Here is a 16,782-nt window from a genome sequence, read left to right on the forward strand (position 1 = left end):
CGCAGCGGACGGCTAATTGCTGTAAAGACGACAAGGTTTTGAATCTGGTCGGAATGCAACCGAAATCAGATTTAGCAGAGGAACACGACAATGACCCCCGATACCCTTTTCTCGCTGCCCGGCAAAACCGCATTGGTCACCGGAGGCGCCACGGGTATCGGTCGGATGGCCTCAGAGGCGTTGGTCAGGGCCGGCGCGCGCGTGTTGATCGCTTCTCGGAACGGGGACGCGTGTGTCGCGGCCGCCGCCGATCTGAATGCACTGGAGGCACCGGGAAGTGCCGAAGGGTTTGCCGGAGACATCGGCAGCGAGGCAAGTATAGCCAAACTGGTTTCGGACATTCAGGACCGGACGGAAAGGCTTGATATTCTTATGAATAATTCTGGCGTGACCTGGGGAGCACCCATGGGCCAGTTTCCGTATGACGCGTGGGACAAGGTGATGTCGGTCAACGTGGCCGGGGTATTCGAGCTTACCCAAAGGCTGCTGCCGATGTTGATGCAATCCGGAACCGCAGACGATCCGGCCAGGGTCGTGAACGTCGGGTCCGTGATGGGAGAGGTTCCCATGGGGGATGGCGCCTATAGCTATTCAGCCTCCAAGGCTGCGGTACTGCATCTGACAAAAATCATGGCCAAGGAACTGTCGCCCTACCACGTAACGGTCAACGCGCTGGCTCCGGGGCCGTTCGTATCGCGGATGACAGCCTTTGCTACGGCGGATGAGGACAAGCGTGAAAAGGTCGGCAAGTCAGTGCCGCTTGGGCGCGTCGGCTGTGACGAAGATATAGCGGGGTGCGTGCTGTTTCTGTGCGGACGAGGGGGCAGTTATGTAACCGGTTCGATTATCCCGGTTTCTGGTGGGATCAACGTTGTAACATCGGGCAATATCTTCGCCGAAGCCTTCTGAGTCGCGCTGCGGTCAAAGCCGCTCCTGCTCACAACGTGTTGGATTCGTTTCGTTTCTTGTTTTTCGACAGCTCAATTTCCAGGTTCGGCAAGCTGTTCTTGCCAAAGAACATTTCAGAGCCGTAAAACAGGCTGGGAACGCCAAAAACGCCGCGGCGCACGAACGATTTGGTCTGATCCTTCAGGTCCTGTTTGATTTCAGGGCTTGTCATGGCCTCGCGCAACTTGCGAACCGGCAGTTCGTTTTCGTGTAGAATGTCAATCAGAACGGCCAGCTCATCCGCCTTTTGCCCATGCACCCATATGGCATCAAATATGGCGTTTATGTACTTGATTTCCCATGATTTACCGCTGGCGAGCCGGGCGCCGCGCATCGCAAATTTCGTATTGATCGGAAAATGCGGGCTCATGTGAAAGCTCAGCCCGCGACGCCGCGCGAACCGATGCAAGTCGTGGGTAAGATAGGCGGTTTTCTGGCGGTTTTCGGAAAACGCCTGAAACGGGCTTTGGTTATGCGTTGCCTTGAAAACAACAGGCAGAAGGACGGGGGAATACGTGATCTTGGCATTATGCCGCGCGGCCAGCTCTGGCAGCATCTTGTGGGCCAGAAAGGCATTTGGGCTGCAAAAATCGTAAACGAAATCTATGCTTTGCGTCATGCAATTCCTCCCGGCCAATACGGCACGTCGCCGTCCAACAATTTACAAGCGAATCTGTATCGGTTTCACTGTATCACTTGAATTTAAGGCGTGCCTCTTGGCTGTGCTTGTATAACCATTCATTTCAGCCCGGGTTATGCGGTTGTTTCAGGCCCTGCGTATGCTCGATATTAGTCAACTTCTGGTGGAACTCAAAAAATGCTTCGAAAACAAGTCATGTTCGATGAAACGCGCCTGAACCGGATTCGCATCTGGATGGACCGCTATGTTGAGCAGCGCAAATACGCGGGCTCGTCCTTTTTGCTGAAGCACAAGGGGGATGAGGTCTTTTTCCACTCCAGCGGCCTGCGAAATCTTGAACAGGACTTGCCGTTCCAACGCGACACGCTGGTACGCATCTACTCGATGACCAAACCCGTCACGTCTGTTGCCTTGATGATGCTGGCGGAACGTGGGTTGTTTCACCTCGACGCGCCGCTGTCGGATTTCCTTCCCGAGTTCAAACAGTTGCAGGCTCTGGTACCCGGCGCGGACAAGCTGGATCAAACCGAGGACGCGGCAAGCCCGACCCTTCATCAGTTGCTGACCCATACTGGCGGTTTCAGCTATCCGTTCAATCCCGGGATACTACCGGAGGCGATGGATGAAAAGGACCTTATTTTCAAACCAAATAAGGGCCTTCTGAAAGATCGCGTACGTGAACTGGCAGAGCTACCCTTGGCTTTCCAGCCCGGAACACGGTGGGAATATTCGGTTGGAACCGATGTGGTTGGGCGCGTTGTCGAGGTCGTCTCGGGACAGACCTTGGAACAATTCTTCCGGCAGGAAATCCTGGCGCCCCTCGAGATGCGCGAAACCGGGTTTTCCGTGCCCGACGGGGCAGGGGACCGGTTCGCCTCGCTTTATACGCCGCTGGCTGGCGACGCGATGGCGTTGAATTCCGCGGACCAAGGAGGCGATACCTTGCGGCTGGTGGATGCCCACGAAACCTCTCCATTCGCGAATGCGACAACGTTCTCGGGCGGCGGTGGGCTGGTTTCCACAATCGATGACTATGTCAAGTTCGTTGACATGCTTCGCAATCGCGGGTCCGGCAACGGGCATCAACTGTTTGGCCCGAAAACGGTGGACTTCATTATGCGCAACCACTTGCCGGGTGATATCGCTTCGATGGGACCAAAGAGCTTTGCGGAACAGCCCATGGAAGGCATGGGATTTGGCCTTGCAGGGTCGATTGTCCTCAACCCGGGTCGGGTGCGCGTGCCAGGGTCCGTCGGTGATTTCAGCTGGGGTGGTATGGCCTCGACCTATTTCTGGATCGACTGGCAGAACGATCTGACGGCTGTGTTCTTCACGCAATTGTCGCCGTCCAGTTCCTATCCATCCCGGGCTGAACTCAAGGCCTTGGTGCACGCCGCCATGATTGAATGATATTGCTTAGGCTGATACCCGGGTTTCGATCAATTAGCCCATGAGCAGACAATGACCGAAGCGGAACGCATCTTATTGGACCTTCTGGATATCGAACGGCTTGAAGTCGATCTTTTCCGCGGCACAGGATCGGGTGGAGAAACACCGACCCGAATTTTCGGCGGTCAGGTCATCGCGCAGGCCCTTGCCGCAGCATACAAAACCGTGGAAGACCGGTTGTGCCATTCCCTGCACGCCTATTTTATCCGCCCCGGGGATCCAGATAAACCTGTTATTTATCAGGTAGATAGAGCGCGTGACGGCGGGTCGTTCACAACCCGTCGCGTTGTCGCCATTCAAAATGGAAAGCAGATCCTGAACATGTCAGCTTCCTTTCACGTTCAGGATGAAGGTTGGGATCATCAGCATCCGATGCCAACCGTGAATCCTCCGCAGACGTACCCATCGCGATCCGAGCTTCGACACGCATATGTGGATCGCGTGCCCGAAGGTTTTCGCGGTGAGCTTCTGCGTGAACGCCCGATCGAAGTCCGCGAGGTGGACCATCTGGATCCGTTCAACCCCGAAGTGTCGGATGACCGCAACAAAACCTGGTTTCGCATGGCGGCTGCCGCGTCTGCGGACGCAAAAACTCAACACCTGCTTTTGGCCTATGCGTCTGATATGAACCTGATGTCGTCAGGTTTGCGACCGCACGGGCTAAGCTGGTTTTCCGGAGAGTTCAACGGCGCCAGTCTGGACCATGCTTTGTGGTTTCATGCACCTGTGAAATTTCAAAACTGGCATCTGTATGTAATGGATTCTCCGTGGACGGGGCAGGGACGCAGCTTCAATCGCGGATCGATCTATTCAGAAGACGGAACCCTGGTCGCGTCGGTAGCTCAGGAAGGTCTTATGAGGAAGGTTCAGAGAAAACGTCAAGTATCCGGCGTAAAGCGTTGATTCAACTTTCGCATTCCGCCCAGCCAGCGATCGTAGTCGGCCGCTTTGAGTTGCAGGTAATCCAACACCTGCGGATGCGGAAGAACCAGAAATCGTTCTTCCCGGATGGCTTGTACGCAGGTTTCAGCGACGTCTTCGGGTTCCAGCACTCCGTCGATCGATGCTACTGAAACCTCATGTCCTTCAGTCATTTTCGACCGAACCGCCTGAGGACAAAGAACCGAAACCCGCAGACCTTTGGCGCCATATGTCAGCGACAGCCACTCGGCAAATCCGACCGCCGCGTGTTTCGTGACACCGTAGGGCGCCGCACCGGGTTGGTTTAGCAAACCTGCCGCAGAGGCCGTCGTCAGAATATATCCGCCGCCGCGACCGATCATACGAGGCACCAAATGGCGCGCGGTCCACACGTGGGACATCACGTTGATTTTCCAAATTTTTTCCCATTGATCATTGGGAACATCCAGACCGCCAAGCGTCAGGATTCCGGCATTTGCACAGAACAGATCAATTGGGCCAACGGTATCTTCGGTGAAATCAATCAACGCCTCGATCTGTTCCTCATCCGAAACGTCACATGTGAAGGCAACGCCGCCAGTTTGGGTTGCGACTTCACGGGCTCCGGCCTCGTCAATATCCGAACAGATGACGCGCGCACCTTCCTGAGCAAAGCGTTCCGCCAAGCCCCGGCCAATGCCATCTGCGGCACCGGTCACGATGACAGTTTTGTCTCTGAGCTCCATGGCGCGTTCCAAAACAAGTTTTGCGTGTTCTGGGCAGAGTGTTCACTTTGCGGCCAAGTTACAAGGAACTATAAATAACCATAATACCGATTATGCGATATCTAATGCCGCCACGGTGCGCGCGACCCACGAATACGGCTCCTGCCAAAATTCAAACGATTTTGGCGTCATGTGCGCAGGATGTGGTTACCCCAAGGCGTATCCAGCGCCGCGGACGGTTCGTACTGGGTCGGTCCCGCCATATTGCGTCAGAGCTTTGCGCAATCGCCCGATATGCACATCAACGGTTCGCGTATCGACATAGATGTCGCGACCCCAAACCCGGTCCAGCAATTGCTCGCGGCTCCAGACCCTGCCCGGCTTTTCCATGAATGTGCTGAGAAGCCGGAACTCGGTCGGCCCAAGTTTTAGGGGTTTGTTGTCCCGGCTAACCTTGTGCGTCTCGGAGTCAAGAATGATGTCATCGAATTCCAGGCGCAAACCAACGGTCGAAGGACGGACGCGGCGCAATTGCGTGCGAACGCGCGCCATCAGCTCGACCACGGAATATGGTTTGACCACGTAATCATCCGCGCCGGTTTCAAGACCGCGAACTTTGTCGACTTCCTCGGTCCGGGCCGACAACATGATAATCGGGATTGAACGCGTGTCCGGGCGGCTTTTCAGGCGTCGGCAGACCTCGATACCGCTCAGATTGGGCATCATCCAGTCCAGAACAATGATGTCCGGACAGTCTTCGTCTACCAACAGCATGGCTTCTTCGCCGTTGCCAGCCTTTGAAACCCGAAACCCTTCAGCTTCAAGGTTGTAGGCCAAGACTTCACGCTGGGCCATTTCATCCTCTACAACCAGAACGGTAGGTTGATCTGCGGACATCTCACTCGTCTCCTACACGGTTTGCGACGTGTTGTCAGCCTTGGGCCGGGCTTCGGCCGGGCGGTCGCCGGTGACCAGATACACGACCTGTTCGGCGATCGAGGTTACGTGATCGCCCATGCGTTCGATGTTCTTGGCAATGAAATGCAGGTGCATGCAGGCCGAGATATTGCGTGGGTCTTCGGCCATGAACGTCAGAAACTCCCGGAACAGCCCGTTATACATCTGGTCAACCTCTTCATCACGGTTGATGACGTCTGTGGCCAGTTCCGCATCGCGCTGGATATAGGCATCCAGTGCATCACGCAGCATCCGTTCGACCTCGCGTGCCATACGGCGCAGGGCCGCAGCGCTTCCGTTGATCTCGCTGGCATTGACCAGAACCGTGGTTCGTTTGGCGATATTCTTGGCATAGTCGCCAATACGCTCAAGGTTGCCGGATACCTTCAGAACCGACAGGATCAGCCGCAAGTCACCGGCGGTGGGTGCACGCAGCGCAATCAACCTGGCCGTTTCTTCGTTGATCAGTTCTTCAAGCGCGTCGATGGCTTTGTCGCCTTTTCGCACCTCTTGCGCCAACTCTTCATCGCGGGTTTCCAGCGAGCGGGCCGCGCCTATGATGGCGGCCTCGACCAGCCCGCCCATCTTCATGATATGCGCTTGGATCGCCTCGAGGTCGCGATCAAAAGCAGTTGCAATATGTTGTTCGCTCATTGTCAGATACCTGTGCTTAGCCGATGCGGCCGGTAATGTAGCTTTCCGTGCGCGGATCTATCGGATTGGTAAAAATCTGCCCGGTTTCACCGAATTCAACCAGATTGCCCAAGTGGAAAAAGGCCGTTTTCTGACTGACCCGCGCCGCCTGCTGCATCGAGTGGGTGACGATCACAACGGAAAACCGCGACCTCAGTTCGTCGATCAACTCTTCGACCTGTGCGGTCGCAATCGGATCAAGGGCCGAACACGGCTCGTCCATCAACAGAACTTCGGGTTCGGTGGCGACGGCCCGGGCGATGCACAAACGCTGCTGCTGGCCGCCGGACAGGCCGGTTCCAGGTGCATCCAGACGATCCTTGACCTCATCCCAGATCGCGCCGCGGCGCAAGGATTTTTCCACGATTTCATCCAGTTCCGCCTTGTTGCGGGCCATGCCGTGAATGCGCGGGCCATAGGCCACGTTGTCATAGATCGATTTCGGGAACGGGTTGGGTTTTTGGAACACCATCCCGACCTTGGCGCGCAACTGGACCGGATCGACACGCTTATCATAGATGTCTTCACCATCCAGCAGGATGTCGCCTTCGACGCGGCAGATATCGATGGTATCGTTCATCCGGTTCAGGCAGCGCAGGAAGGTGGACTTGCCACAACCAGATGGCCCGATAAAGGCCGTGACGGTCTTGTCTTCGATCTCAACGCTCACGTCTTTGATGGCGTGGGTTTCACCGTAGAAAACCTGTACGTTCTTGGCGTTGATCTTGATGTCTTTGGAGTCCACGGTTCTCTCCACTCGTGTCATGTCGTTCATTCCAGCCCCCATTTACCAGCGGCGTTCAAAGCGGCGGCGCAAGATGATTGCGATGATATTCATGGTCAGCAGGAACATCAAAAGTATGATGATCCCACCCCACGCCTTCTCGTAAAAGCCAACGTCAGCACGTGCGGCCCATGTATAGATCTGGGCGGGCATGGCTGAATTCGGCTCGGTAAAGCCTGCCAGAAAGCCGTCAGGATAACCGCGCGCGACAAATCCAACCATGCCGATCAGCAAAAGAGGTGCGGTTTCTCCCAAGGCTTGCGCCAGACCGATGATGGTACCCGTCAGAATGCCCGGCGCAGCCAGCGGCAGCACGTGGTGAAACACCGCCTGCATTTTTGACGCCCCTACCCCAAGCGCCGCGTCGCGGATCGACGGAGGCACGGCCTTCAAAGACGCGCGGGTCGAGATGATGATCGTCGGAAGCGTCATCAGGGTCAGAACCAGACCGCCGACCAGCGGTGCCGATTGCGGCAGGTGCATGAACTGAATGAAAACGGCCAGGCCCAGAATACCGAAGACGATGGACGGAACCGCGGCCAGGTTCGAAATGTTCACTTCGATCAGGTCGGTCAACTTGTTCTGCGGCGCAAATTCTTCGAGATAGATCGAAGCTGCAACGCCAATCGGCAGAGACAGACACAGAACGACCAGCATCATGAAGAATGATCCCACAACCGAGACACCGATGCCTGCGCCGCCGGGGTTGTCCACGCCTGCGTCCGCTCCGGTGATGAAGGGCCAGTTGAATGCCTGCTTGATGATGCCGGCCTGTTCCAGCGCATCGACCAGATCCAGATCGCTTTTTTGCAGAAACCGGCTGTCTTGTATCGTGTCGCGGGATACGCGGCCTTTGAAGTATCCGTCCACCCGGCTGGATGCTGCCAGATCGAATTGAACCGGCTGGCCCAGCTTGTCAGGGTTTTCTGTATAGAAGGTCCGGATCGTTCCGCCGACTTTACCCAAAAGACGCTCGATCGCGGCCTCATCAAAATCAACGCTGATTCCGCGTTCAGCAAGTTCACTGTTCAACTGGGCGACGAACAAGTCGGAATAGACTTTTGTCTTGAACAGGGCCCCTTCGGCCTCGTCCCGCTGCGGTTCGGTCAGTGTGAATTCAATGCTGACGACCGTGCGTTGGAAGGCCGGAATCCCCTGCGACAGGATCGAAGCGAACAGAACAACCAGAAAGAACAGACCGGTTGCGATTGCGGCGATGCCATAAGCGCGGAACCGTTTCTCGGCTTTGGCACGTTTCGTCGTACGTTCATCCGGAGCCGTAAGCGAGATCATATGGCGACCGGATTGGGGGCTTTGCATACTGGTGTCGGTCATTCGTACTGCTCCCGATACTTGCGCACGATATACAGGGCACACACGTTGAGCCCCAAAGTTAGAATGAAAAGGGTCATGCCAAGTGCGAAGGCGACCAGTGCCTCGGGCGAGGCAAAGTCGGCGTCCCCCGTCAACTGGCTGACGATCTTAGCTGTCACGGTTGTCATGGCTTCGAACGGGTTCAGGCTGAGGCGGGCCGCGGCCCCTGCCCCGAGAACCACGATCATGGTCTCGCCGATGGCGCGCGATGCCGCCAGAAGGATCGCGCCGACGATACCGGGCAACGCGGCGGGCAGAACGACCTGACGGATGGTTTCCGATTGCGTGGCGCCAAGACCGTAGGAACCATCGCGCATTGCCTGCGGCACGGCGTTGATGATGTCGTCAGACAGCGATGAGACAAACGGGATCAACATGATCCCCATCACCAGACCCGCAGTCATGACGGCGGTGCCGGCTTTCATCCAGCCCAGGCCATTTTCACCAAAAACATCCAACAGCAGCGGACCAACGGTCAACAAAGCGAAGAGTCCGTAAACGATGGTCGGAATACCGGCCAGCACCTCAAGCAGCGGCTTGGCGACAGAGCGCAAGCGGGGCGAAGCGTATTCGCTGAGATAGATCGCGGCAAACAACCCGATCGGCACTGCAACCAGCAACGCCACGACAGAGATGTAGAGCGTCCCCCACAGCAGCGGCAAGATACCAAGTTCGGACAACCCGCCGCGGCCCGAAAAGCTGGGCGCCCAGGTCATGCCGAAAAAGAAATCTGACGCCGGGTATAGTTTGAAGAACTCCCAGGTGTTGAACACAAGAGACAGGACAATGCCCACCGTTGTTAGAATGGCAACCGACGCGGCCGCCATAAGCAGGACACGAACCCCCTGTTCCACAACGTTGCGCGCACGGTATTCGGCGTTGGTTTGCAACCAGCCCGCTACGGCACCGATCAAGGCAACCGCGACAACGGCAATGGACATGATCGCATACCCGGTCGAGCTCATGGCGCGATAGCTCTGCGCAGCGCGCAATACCGGTTGAGTGATGTCCGAGGTCACCACCTGCCCCGCGTCCTTCAAAAGCTGGGTGATCTCGGCGACATTCGCATCGGCATCACTGGCGGCGTTCTCGGTCAGGTTTCCTTGCGCAACCGCATTGTCCAGCCCGGCGGCGGTGCGGCGTACTTCGGCCATCACCAGGCTGCGAGAGGAACCTTCCTTTATCACGGAGTCGGATATCATGCCCGACACCTGCGCATTGAGAAAGAAAGGCTGCGCCAACAGCCACACGATCAAGAGGCCGAAGGCCGGCACAAGCGTCTTCAGCGCAACGTTTGCACCGTAAAATGATGGCAGGGAATGCAGATTCCGACTGTCACCACCAGCGTTTTGCAGCGCGCGTTTGCGTCCCAACAGATAGCCGACAGCCGCGATCGCCGAAACGATCAGAAAGAGCCAAAGTATCGGCATAACACCCCCATTGCCTTCGATTGCGTGTAGTAAAAAGACAGTGAAGGGGCGACTGATCCGTCGCCCCTATTTGCGTTAAACTGACGTCAGGCTCAGCTGCCCGAACCCATGGTGACTTCGTTGGAGATCGCGTCCTGAGTTTTTGCCAGTTCGGGATCGGCGACCAGGCCATAGTTGGCAAGCGGGCCCGACGGACCGGCGATTTCGTCATGGGTGAAGAACTGCGCGTATTCCTTCAGGCCCGGGATCACGCCGATATGAGCTTTCTTCACGTAGAAGAACAGCGGGCGAGAAACCGGATATTCGCCGGTCGAGATGGTTTCGGTCGACGGTGCGACACCCGACATGGTGGCAACCTTCAACTTGTCGGTGTTGTTCTCGTAGAACGCCAGACCAAACACGCCGATACCGTTGGGGTTGGTGTCGATACGCGCCAGGGTTTCGGTGTAGTCACCGTCGATATCGACCGATTTGCCGTCGGTGCGAACCGCAAGACAGGCGTCTTCAGCGTCGTCCTCGCTCATACCGCCCGCGATCATGGCTTCCATGGCGCCGGTTTCTTCACAGCCGATCAGCAGAACTTTTTCTTCGAATACTTCGCGGGTGCCGTGCTTGGTGCCCGGGATGAAGCCTGCGATTTCAACATCGGGCAGTTCCGGGTTGAACTCGGCCCAGGTGTTGTACGGGTTGTCAACGATCTGGCCGTCTTTCAGAACTTTTGCACCCAGAGCGTTGAAAATGTCGGACGGTTCGAACGCGGTAAAGGCAGGCCCGGTCTGCTGGCTTGCGAATACGATGCCGTCATAACCGATGCGGACTTCCATGATGTCGGTCACACCGTTTTCGGCACAGGCTTTGATCTCTTTTTCACGGATCGCGCGGGATGCGTTTGCAACGTCGATGGTGTTTTCGCCAACGCCTTCGCAGAACCGCTTCAGACCAGCCGACGAACCGCCGGATTCAACAACCGGAGTTGGAAAGTCTGTGTTTTCACCGAACAGTTCGGCTACGATCGAGGCATAAGGCAGAACGGTCGACGAACCGGCGATCTGAACATTGTCACGCGCCGCAGCAGTGGTCGCCGAGACGGCAGCGATAGCCAGCGCAGATGCCGACAGTTTTACAAAGGACATTTCAGTCTCCCTGAAAAGATGTGCTTGATCACCACCATGATGATCCTGCGGGGACCCCTATGGCGCGTGCGTAAGCCTTTTGTGACACATGCGTAACGGTTTTATGACAGCAGGGGTTTTTTTGCGTTTTTTCCAACGAAACGCCAATGCCCCACGGGGTCAGATCAAAAGCAGACTTGCATTCCAAGCTGTTTCAACGGGGCAAAATAACCGTAAAAACAGAGCCTTTTCCCAATTCGCTTTCGACACGAAGTCTTCCACGATGGCGATTGACGATATGCTTCACGATCGCAAGGCCAAGCCCGGTTCCGCCCAGCTGCCGCGACCTGTGGCTATCGGCGCGATAGAATCGCTCTGTCAGGCGCGGCAGGTGAACGGCATCTATGCCGGGGCCTTTGTCTATGAACTGGATTCGGACCGCCGGGCCGCGCATCGCCGGATCCCTGTCCACCGGCAGGACACCTACCGTAACACTACCGCCACTGGCACCATACTTGATCCCGTTCTCGATAAGATTGGTGAAAACCTGTCGCAACTGGTCGCCGTCACCGGTGGCTGAAAGCGGGCCGTTTTTCACGTCCAGCGACAAAACCACACCGGCGTCTTCGGCAAGGGGCCTCAGCGAGTTTATCGTGGATTGAAGAAGACCGGTAAGTTCCAGCTGTTGTCTGGGTCGAACACGTTCTTCGCTTTCGACCCGGTTCAACGACAACAGATCCCCGACCAGACGGTTCATCCGGTTGGCCTCATCGGCCATGATCTTGAGGAACCGGTCACGCGCGGCGGGGTCATCCCGGGCCGGACCGCGCAAGGTTTCGATAAACCCCATCAAAGCGGTCAACGGTGTGCGCAATTCATGACTGACATTGGCCACAAAATCCCGCCGCATCTGGCTGGCGTGCTCCAGATGGGTGGTATCCTGAAACGTGACCATGACGGCCCCTTCGGAAGCGACCCCGTTCATGTATCTGCATTCAACTGCGTATGTTGTGTCCTGCGCACCGTCATTGGACAGATGACGTGCTTTCTTTGCGCTTCTGCTTGTCAGGCTTTGCTCAATCGCGTCCAGAACCTGTGGCTGTCGCAATATGGTCGCAAAATGACGTCCAACAATGTTCTGGCCCAGAAGGGACGTTGCATCTGTGTTCGCGGCAATGATCCGTTCGGTCTGATCCACCATCAGCGCCGGCAACGGGATCGCAAGAACAATGTCCTTAAGAACGTCTTCGGTCATGCGTCAAAACCCACTCATTCCGCCGCGTCAAAGCGCAGGTTTCAGGGTATCGCGGAATTTGCGCATGTTCTCCTGATAGTGCAGCGCACTGAACGTGATCCTTTGCGCCGCAGCCTCATCAAGCTGGCGTACGACCTTGCCCGGCGATCCCATGACAAGCGAATTGTCGGGGATTTCCTTGCCCTCGGTGATCAGGGCCCCTGCTCCGATCAGACAGTTCCGGCCGATCTTTGCCCCGTTCAGGACGATTGCGCCCATTCCGACCAACGTGTTTTCGCCTATGGTGCAGCCATGCAGCATCACCTTGTGGCCGATGGTGCAGTTTCGACCAATCATCAGGGGAAAACCGGCGTCGATATGCATCACGCAGTTTTCCTGAACGTTGCTGCCCTCGCCGATCCGGATTTCTTCGTGATCCGCGCGAATCGTGCAGCCGAACCAGACCGAGGCTCCCTGCTCCAGCACAACCTTCCCAATCAGATTGGCATCCGGCGCGACCCAGGTGTCGTCGTGAATGTGCGGAGCGTGCTCGCCCAAAGCGTAAACTGTCATGACAGTCCCTCGAATTCTCTCTGCAACTTGCGGACGTGCTGTTGCAACCTGGGTTGCTGAATGCGGCGCATCCGTTCCGCGCTGACGATGGTTTTCAGCTTTTCTTCGGTTGCCTCGAGGTCATCGTTGATCAGGACGTAGTCGTAATAGCCCCAGTGACTGATTTCATCCCAGCTTTTGAGCATCCGACGGGCGATGACGTCATCACTGTCCTGCCCGCGCGTTTCCAGCCGGCGGCGCAGCTCGGGGATGGACGGCGGCAGAATGAAAATCGATAACGCGTGTTTGCCCAGATCCGAATTCCGGATCTGCACTTCGCCCTGCCAATCGACGTCGAACAATACGTCCTTACCGGCATTGATCGAATTTTTGACCGGCTCGGCAGGCGAACCATAGAAGTTTCCGAATACATGGGCGTGTTCCAGCATCTGCCCATCAGCGACCTGCTGTTTGAACTCGTCCTCGGACAGGAAGAAATACTCGCGCCCATGCTCTTCCCCGGGGCGCGGGGCACGGGTCGTCGCCGAGATCGAGAATTCCAGATCCGTATCCCAGGCCATCAGCCGTCTGGCCAGGGTCGATTTGCCCGCTCCGGACGGAGAAGACAGGATGATTAGTAGGCCTCGGCGGTCCGCCATGTCAGTCGTTCCCATTCTTATTCCACATTCTGCACTTGCTCGCGCATCTGATCGATCACCGCTTTCAGTTCCAGCCCGACCGATGTCAGGTCCGAGCTTTGCGCCTTGGAACACAGCGTGTTGGCTTCGCGATTGAACTCTTGCATCAGGAAATCCAGCTTGCGGCCCACGGCCCCTTCCTGTGCCAACAACTCACGAGCGGCCCCTACATGCGCGGTCAGGCGATCGATTTCTTCGGTGATATCCGCCTTGACCGCGATCATCGCCAGCTCTTGCGCGACACGATCGGGATCCGCGCCCTGCGCATTCTCCAGCACCCGCGCGAGATTCTCGCGCAGCCCCTCGGTCATCTTGTCTTTGCGTTGCTCGGCAATCTCTGCGGCCTGCGCCGTCAGTTCCGCGACCTGATCCAGTTGCGTGTTCAAGACCGCGGCCAAAGCTGCCCCTTCGGTTTTGCGCATATCTATGAACGCCGCCAGAAGGTCTTTGAATTCGGACGTCAGATGAGCAACAAGCGGAGCCGGATCGTCGGCCTCGGTTCCTGCGTCCATCATCCCCTTGAGCGCCAAAAGATCTGACGCACGCGACGGCGCAAGCGTGATGCCGCGCGCAGCTGCCAGCGCTTCCGTTTGCTCAAGAGCGGTCAGGGCCGCAGCCATCGCGGTTTCGTTCAAGGCCAGTTCCGGGGCAGAATCCTCGCGGTTCAAGCGCATCGACAGGGTCACGTTTCCCCGGCTCAGGGATTTGGACAGGGACGCCCGCAACGCGACTTCGAGACCGGTCAACCAATCGGGCACGCGCAGACGCATGTCCAGCCCCTTACCGTTTACGCTGCGAAGTTCCCACGACCAGCTGTGCGGGCCAAAAGTACCCTTCCCCGAGGCAAACCCGGTCATGGATCTGATCATGATGGCCCTTTCCTGTTCCCCAGCTGTTTCGAGCATGTGCGCACCTAATGCCATTGACTGGTGCAGAGCAAGAGTTTGCTGAAGACGCATTTGTTTGGCGCAAGTTAACCATTCGTTAAAGAATTGCTCCAAAATTGAATTAACCCGAGTCAAAATACCCTTAGCAATGGTTTGCGGGCCGTAGATGCTTCCATTGTGTTGCATTTTATGAAAAAGGCGGCCAATTGACGGTAGGGTGATGAAAATGAAAACCTTTTTCGGGATAGGTTCCGGGTCAGAATTTGGAAAGATCGTCGCAATGGATCGCTTTGACAGTGGGCGCAGCCTATCGCCGATCCGCCAGGCCGAGGCGTATTGGACCGCATTGTTGAGCGGCGACAGCGTGCCGATGCGGTCTCAAATCGACCCGCGCGGTCTTGAGAATGTTCTTGAATATACTTTCATCCTGGAACGCATCGCACCCGGCCTGGCCCGTTTTCGTCTGGCAGGCAGCCATCTGAACGCGCTTGCAGGTATGGAAGTGCGGGGAATGCCGTTGACCGCGTTCTTTCAACCCGATGCCCGCGCACAGACCAAGGATGTACTGGAACAGGTATTTGCGTCCCCCGCTGTTGCCGAATTGAGTCTGAACTCGGACGGGGTGTTGGGACGTACCCGGATGCAGGCCCGGATGATCCTTCTGCCGCTGAAAAGTGACCTTGGGGATGTCAGCCGTATTTTGGGGGTCATGATCGCCGATGGCGCAATCGGCAAGACACCGCGCCGGTTTTCACTGACCGATACGCGGATCAAACCGGTTTCTGAAATTCAGGTTCCCGCGCCCACACTGCGCCGCCCTGTGGAAGGTTTTGCTGAGGAACAACGCGAATTCAAGCGCTCTGCCTGCCATCTACATCTGGTGGTGTCTCGCGACGATTGAGACCCGCCAATTGCCGTGATCAGAAACAGCGGGCCGATGGCCCGCTGTTGTCAGTGTTTCGGATGCGCTCAGCTTACCGCGCGTTTCGAGCCGTTGCGACGCAGGTTGGTCAGCTCTTCCGCCACCAGGAACGCAAGTTCCAGCGACTGCGATGCGTTCAAGCGCGGATCGCAGGCGGTGTGGTAGCGGTCCGACAGGTCTTCTTCGGTCACGGCACGTACACCGCCGGTGCATTCCGTCACATCCAGCCCGGTCATTTCGAAATGCACACCGCCGGGGATGGTTCCCTCGGCCTGATGCACTCCGAAAAAGTCACGCACCTCGCGCAGAACAGAATCAAACGGGCGGGTTTTATAGCCCGTGGCCGATTTGATCGTGTTTCCGTGCATGGGGTCGCAGACCCAGGTGACCTTGGCGCCCTCTTCCTTGACCGCCTTGATCAGACGCGGCAGATGCTCGCCCGCTTTGCCCGCGCCGAAGCGCGCGATCAGGGTCAGCCGCCCCTCTTCGTTGTCCGGGTTCAGCTTTGACATCAGAACCTTGAGGTCCTCGGCCGTAGTGGTCGGGCCGCATTTCAGACCGATCGGGTTCAGCACCCCGCGGCAGAACTCGACATGCGCGCCGTCGGGCTGACGGGTGCGGTCGCCGATCCAGATCATGTGACCGGAGCCAGCCAGCCAGTTGCCCGAGGTGGAATCCAGTCGCGTCAGTGCCTCTTCGTATTCCAGCAACAGCCCTTCGTGGCTGGTGTAGAATTCGACGGTCGAGAATTCATGGGTTGTTTCCGCAGTGATTCCAGCGGCTTCCATGAAGTCGATGGTGTCCTGAATACGATCGGCAACCTCGGAATATTTCTGAACGTCCTGTTCATCCGCGAAACCCAAAGTCCAGGCATGCACGCGGCTCATATCCGCGAAGCCGCCGGTTGAGAACGCCCGCAGCAGGTTCAGTGTCGCCGCCGCCTGCGTGTAGGCCTGCAACATCTTGTTGGGATTCGGAATCCGGGCTTCGGGCGTGAAGGCCAATTCGTTGATGATGTCGCCGCGGTAGCTTGGCAGTTCCACACCATTCACGACTTCGGTCGGGGCACTGCGTGGTTTGGCAAATTGCCCGGCCATACGACCGACTTTGACCACTGGCACCTTGGCGCCATAAGTCAAAACCATCGCCATTTGCAGCATCACCTTGAAAGTGTCACGGATCGCATCAGCGCTGAATTGTTCAAAGCTTTCAGCGCAATCCCCACCTTGCAGAAGGAAGGCCTCGCCGCGCCCGGCGGCACCCAGATGCTGTTTGAGACGCCGCGCCTCGCCTGCAAAGACCAGCGGGGGATACTTTGAAAGCTGAGCCTCGACCTTGGCCAGCGCGGCCGCGTCGGTATAATCTGGCATCTGAACCCGGGGCTTGTTGCGCCAGTTCGATTTTTGCCATTCGGTCATAGCTTTGATCTCCGCTGAAGTTTTCAGGTGGTCTCTATACAAAATGCAATGAAGAGTGA

At 57.0% G+C, this 16,782-nt stretch carries 17 protein-coding genes; 4 read left to right on the plus strand and 13 right to left on the minus strand.

All coding sequences use genetic code 11. The features are described from left to right. Positions 1 to 90 precede the first annotated feature (90 nt). Positions 91 to 909, plus strand: coding sequence for an SDR family oxidoreductase (locus ACR0I0_RS03325; protein ID WP_171723281.1), 819 nt, complete (start codon positions 91 to 93; stop codon positions 907 to 909). Between the two features lie 28 nt (positions 910 to 937). Here ACR0I0_RS03325 and ACR0I0_RS03330 read toward each other — a convergent pair whose 3' ends face one another. Next, positions 938 to 1,567 carry a DsbA family protein gene (locus ACR0I0_RS03330; RefSeq protein WP_480490172.1) on the minus strand — a complete coding sequence of 210 codons (630 nt, stop codon included), beginning with the start codon at positions 1,565 to 1,567 and terminating at the stop codon, positions 938 to 940. A gap of 198 nt (positions 1,568 to 1,765) precedes the next feature. Between ACR0I0_RS03330 and ACR0I0_RS03335 the strand changes: the two genes are divergently transcribed. After that, positions 1,766 to 2,998 (plus strand): serine hydrolase domain-containing protein, encoded by a 1,233-nt coding sequence (locus ACR0I0_RS03335; RefSeq protein ID WP_480490174.1) that lies wholly within the window; start codon positions 1,766 to 1,768, stop codon positions 2,996 to 2,998. Positions 2,999 to 3,049: 51 nt separating this feature from the next. Next, the gene (locus tag ACR0I0_RS03340; RefSeq protein WP_480490176.1) at positions 3,050 to 3,940 is read left to right on the plus strand and encodes an acyl-CoA thioesterase; all 891 of its coding nucleotides are present in this window, start codon (positions 3,050 to 3,052) and stop codon (positions 3,938 to 3,940) included. Here ACR0I0_RS03340 and ACR0I0_RS03345 read toward each other — a convergent pair. The 11 genes from ACR0I0_RS03345 to ACR0I0_RS03395 form a co-directional block, all read right to left on the minus strand. After that, positions 3,916 to 4,683: an SDR family oxidoreductase gene (locus ACR0I0_RS03345; RefSeq protein ID WP_480490177.1), complete on the minus strand. Its 768-nt coding sequence runs from the start codon at positions 4,681 to 4,683 to the stop codon at positions 3,916 to 3,918. The two genes, ACR0I0_RS03340 and ACR0I0_RS03345, sit on opposite strands and share 25 nt — an antisense overlap. A gap of 186 nt (positions 4,684 to 4,869) precedes the next feature. Continuing rightward, complete coding sequence (gene phoB / locus ACR0I0_RS03350; protein ID WP_152457978.1) at positions 4,870 to 5,559, minus strand: phosphate regulon transcriptional regulator PhoB; 690 nt, start codon at positions 5,557 to 5,559, stop codon at positions 4,870 to 4,872. A gap of 12 nt (positions 5,560 to 5,571) precedes the next feature. Beyond that, positions 5,572 to 6,273 carry a phosphate signaling complex protein PhoU gene (gene phoU / locus ACR0I0_RS03355; protein ID WP_171632476.1) on the minus strand — a complete coding sequence of 234 codons (702 nt, stop codon included), beginning with the start codon at positions 6,271 to 6,273 and terminating at the stop codon, positions 5,572 to 5,574. A 16-nt stretch (positions 6,274 to 6,289) separates the two neighbouring features. Next, positions 6,290 to 7,087 (minus strand): phosphate ABC transporter ATP-binding protein PstB, encoded by a 798-nt coding sequence (gene pstB, locus ACR0I0_RS03360; protein WP_152457980.1) that lies wholly within the window; start codon positions 7,085 to 7,087, stop codon positions 6,290 to 6,292. Between the two features lie 12 nt (positions 7,088 to 7,099). After that, a complete protein-coding gene (gene pstA / locus ACR0I0_RS03365) occupies positions 7,100 to 8,431 on the minus strand; it encodes a phosphate ABC transporter permease PstA (protein ID WP_171632473.1) in 1,332 nt (443 codons plus the stop codon). Next, the gene (gene pstC, locus ACR0I0_RS03370) at positions 8,428 to 9,900 is read right to left on the minus strand and encodes a phosphate ABC transporter permease subunit PstC (RefSeq protein WP_171632471.1); all 1,473 of its coding nucleotides are present in this window, start codon (positions 9,898 to 9,900) and stop codon (positions 8,428 to 8,430) included. The genes pstA and pstC overlap by 4 nt, the downstream gene beginning before the upstream one ends. A gap of 92 nt (positions 9,901 to 9,992) precedes the next feature. Then, the gene (locus ACR0I0_RS03375) at positions 9,993 to 11,033 is read right to left on the minus strand and encodes a substrate-binding domain-containing protein (RefSeq protein ID WP_171632468.1); all 1,041 of its coding nucleotides are present in this window, start codon (positions 11,031 to 11,033) and stop codon (positions 9,993 to 9,995) included. Between the two features lie 193 nt (positions 11,034 to 11,226). Continuing rightward, entirely contained in the window at positions 11,227 to 12,267 is a 1,041-nt protein-coding gene (locus tag ACR0I0_RS03380; RefSeq protein ID WP_480490179.1) for a sensor histidine kinase, read from the minus strand. Between the two features lie 27 nt (positions 12,268 to 12,294). After that, positions 12,295 to 12,819, minus strand: a complete 525-nt coding sequence (locus ACR0I0_RS03385; protein ID WP_171632463.1) for a gamma carbonic anhydrase family protein — start codon at positions 12,817 to 12,819, stop codon at positions 12,295 to 12,297. Next, the gene (gene gmk, locus ACR0I0_RS03390; protein ID WP_152457986.1) at positions 12,816 to 13,457 is read right to left on the minus strand and encodes a guanylate kinase; all 642 of its coding nucleotides are present in this window, start codon (positions 13,455 to 13,457) and stop codon (positions 12,816 to 12,818) included. Before gmk ends, ACR0I0_RS03385 begins: the two co-directional genes overlap by 4 nt. A 17-nt stretch (positions 13,458 to 13,474) precedes the next feature. Next, on the minus strand, positions 13,475 to 14,365 hold the full coding sequence (locus ACR0I0_RS03395) for a YicC/YloC family endoribonuclease (protein WP_480490180.1): 891 nt from the start codon (positions 14,363 to 14,365) through the stop codon (positions 13,475 to 13,477). A 244-nt stretch (positions 14,366 to 14,609) separates the two neighbouring features. Between ACR0I0_RS03395 and ACR0I0_RS03400 the strand changes: the two genes are divergently transcribed. Beyond that, the gene (locus ACR0I0_RS03400) at positions 14,610 to 15,284 is read left to right on the plus strand and encodes a PAS domain-containing protein (protein ID WP_480490182.1); all 675 of its coding nucleotides are present in this window, start codon (positions 14,610 to 14,612) and stop codon (positions 15,282 to 15,284) included. Positions 15,285 to 15,352: 68 nt separating this feature from the next. Here the strand turns inward: ACR0I0_RS03400 and ACR0I0_RS03405 are convergent, their stop codons facing one another. Further along, on the minus strand, positions 15,353 to 16,723 hold the full coding sequence (locus tag ACR0I0_RS03405) for a class II 3-deoxy-7-phosphoheptulonate synthase (RefSeq protein WP_171115908.1): 1,371 nt from the start codon (positions 16,721 to 16,723) through the stop codon (positions 15,353 to 15,355). Positions 16,724 to 16,782: the final 59 nt, after the last annotated feature.

The sequence above is a fragment of the Ruegeria sp. AG6 genome (genome assembly GCF_056541565.1).

Bases quoted from the DNA above. Each gene is read 5' to 3' on its own strand.
- ACR0I0_RS03325 (WP_171723281.1), top strand. From the start codon at position 91: ATGACCCCCGATACCCTTTTCTCGCTGCCCGGCAAAACCGCATTGGTC.
- ACR0I0_RS03330 (WP_480490172.1), bottom strand. From the start codon at position 1,567: ATGACGCAAAGCATAGATTTCGTTTACGATTTTTGCAGCCCAAATGCC.
- ACR0I0_RS03335 (WP_480490174.1), top strand. From the start codon at position 1,766: ATGCTTCGAAAACAAGTCATGTTCGATGAAACGCGCCTGAACCGGATT.
- ACR0I0_RS03340 (WP_480490176.1), top strand. From the start codon at position 3,050: ATGACCGAAGCGGAACGCATCTTATTGGACCTTCTGGATATCGAACGG.
- ACR0I0_RS03345 (WP_480490177.1), bottom strand. From the start codon at position 4,683: ATGGAGCTCAGAGACAAAACTGTCATCGTGACCGGTGCCGCAGATGGC.
- phoB (WP_152457978.1), bottom strand. From the start codon at position 5,559: ATGTCCGCAGATCAACCTACCGTTCTGGTTGTAGAGGATGAAATGGCC.
- phoU (WP_171632476.1), bottom strand. From the start codon at position 6,273: ATGAGCGAACAACATATTGCAACTGCTTTTGATCGCGACCTCGAGGCG.
- pstB (WP_152457980.1), bottom strand. From the start codon at position 7,087: ATGAACGACATGACACGAGTGGAGAGAACCGTGGACTCCAAAGACATC.
- pstA (WP_171632473.1), bottom strand. From the start codon at position 8,431: ATGACCGACACCAGTATGCAAAGCCCCCAATCCGGTCGCCATATGATC.
- pstC (WP_171632471.1), bottom strand. From the start codon at position 9,900: ATGCCGATACTTTGGCTCTTTCTGATCGTTTCGGCGATCGCGGCTGTC.
- ACR0I0_RS03375 (WP_171632468.1), bottom strand. From the start codon at position 11,033: ATGTCCTTTGTAAAACTGTCGGCATCTGCGCTGGCTATCGCTGCCGTC.
- ACR0I0_RS03380 (WP_480490179.1), bottom strand. From the start codon at position 12,267: ATGACCGAAGACGTTCTTAAGGACATTGTTCTTGCGATCCCGTTGCCG.
- ACR0I0_RS03385 (WP_171632463.1), bottom strand. From the start codon at position 12,819: ATGACAGTTTACGCTTTGGGCGAGCACGCTCCGCACATTCACGACGAC.
- gmk (WP_152457986.1), bottom strand. From the start codon at position 13,457: ATGGCGGACCGCCGAGGCCTACTAATCATCCTGTCTTCTCCGTCCGGA.
- ACR0I0_RS03395 (WP_480490180.1), bottom strand. From the start codon at position 14,365: ATGATCAGATCCATGACCGGGTTTGCCTCGGGGAAGGGTACTTTTGGC.
- ACR0I0_RS03400 (WP_480490182.1), top strand. From the start codon at position 14,610: ATGAAAACCTTTTTCGGGATAGGTTCCGGGTCAGAATTTGGAAAGATC.
- ACR0I0_RS03405 (WP_171115908.1), bottom strand. From the start codon at position 16,723: ATGACCGAATGGCAAAAATCGAACTGGCGCAACAAGCCCCGGGTTCAG.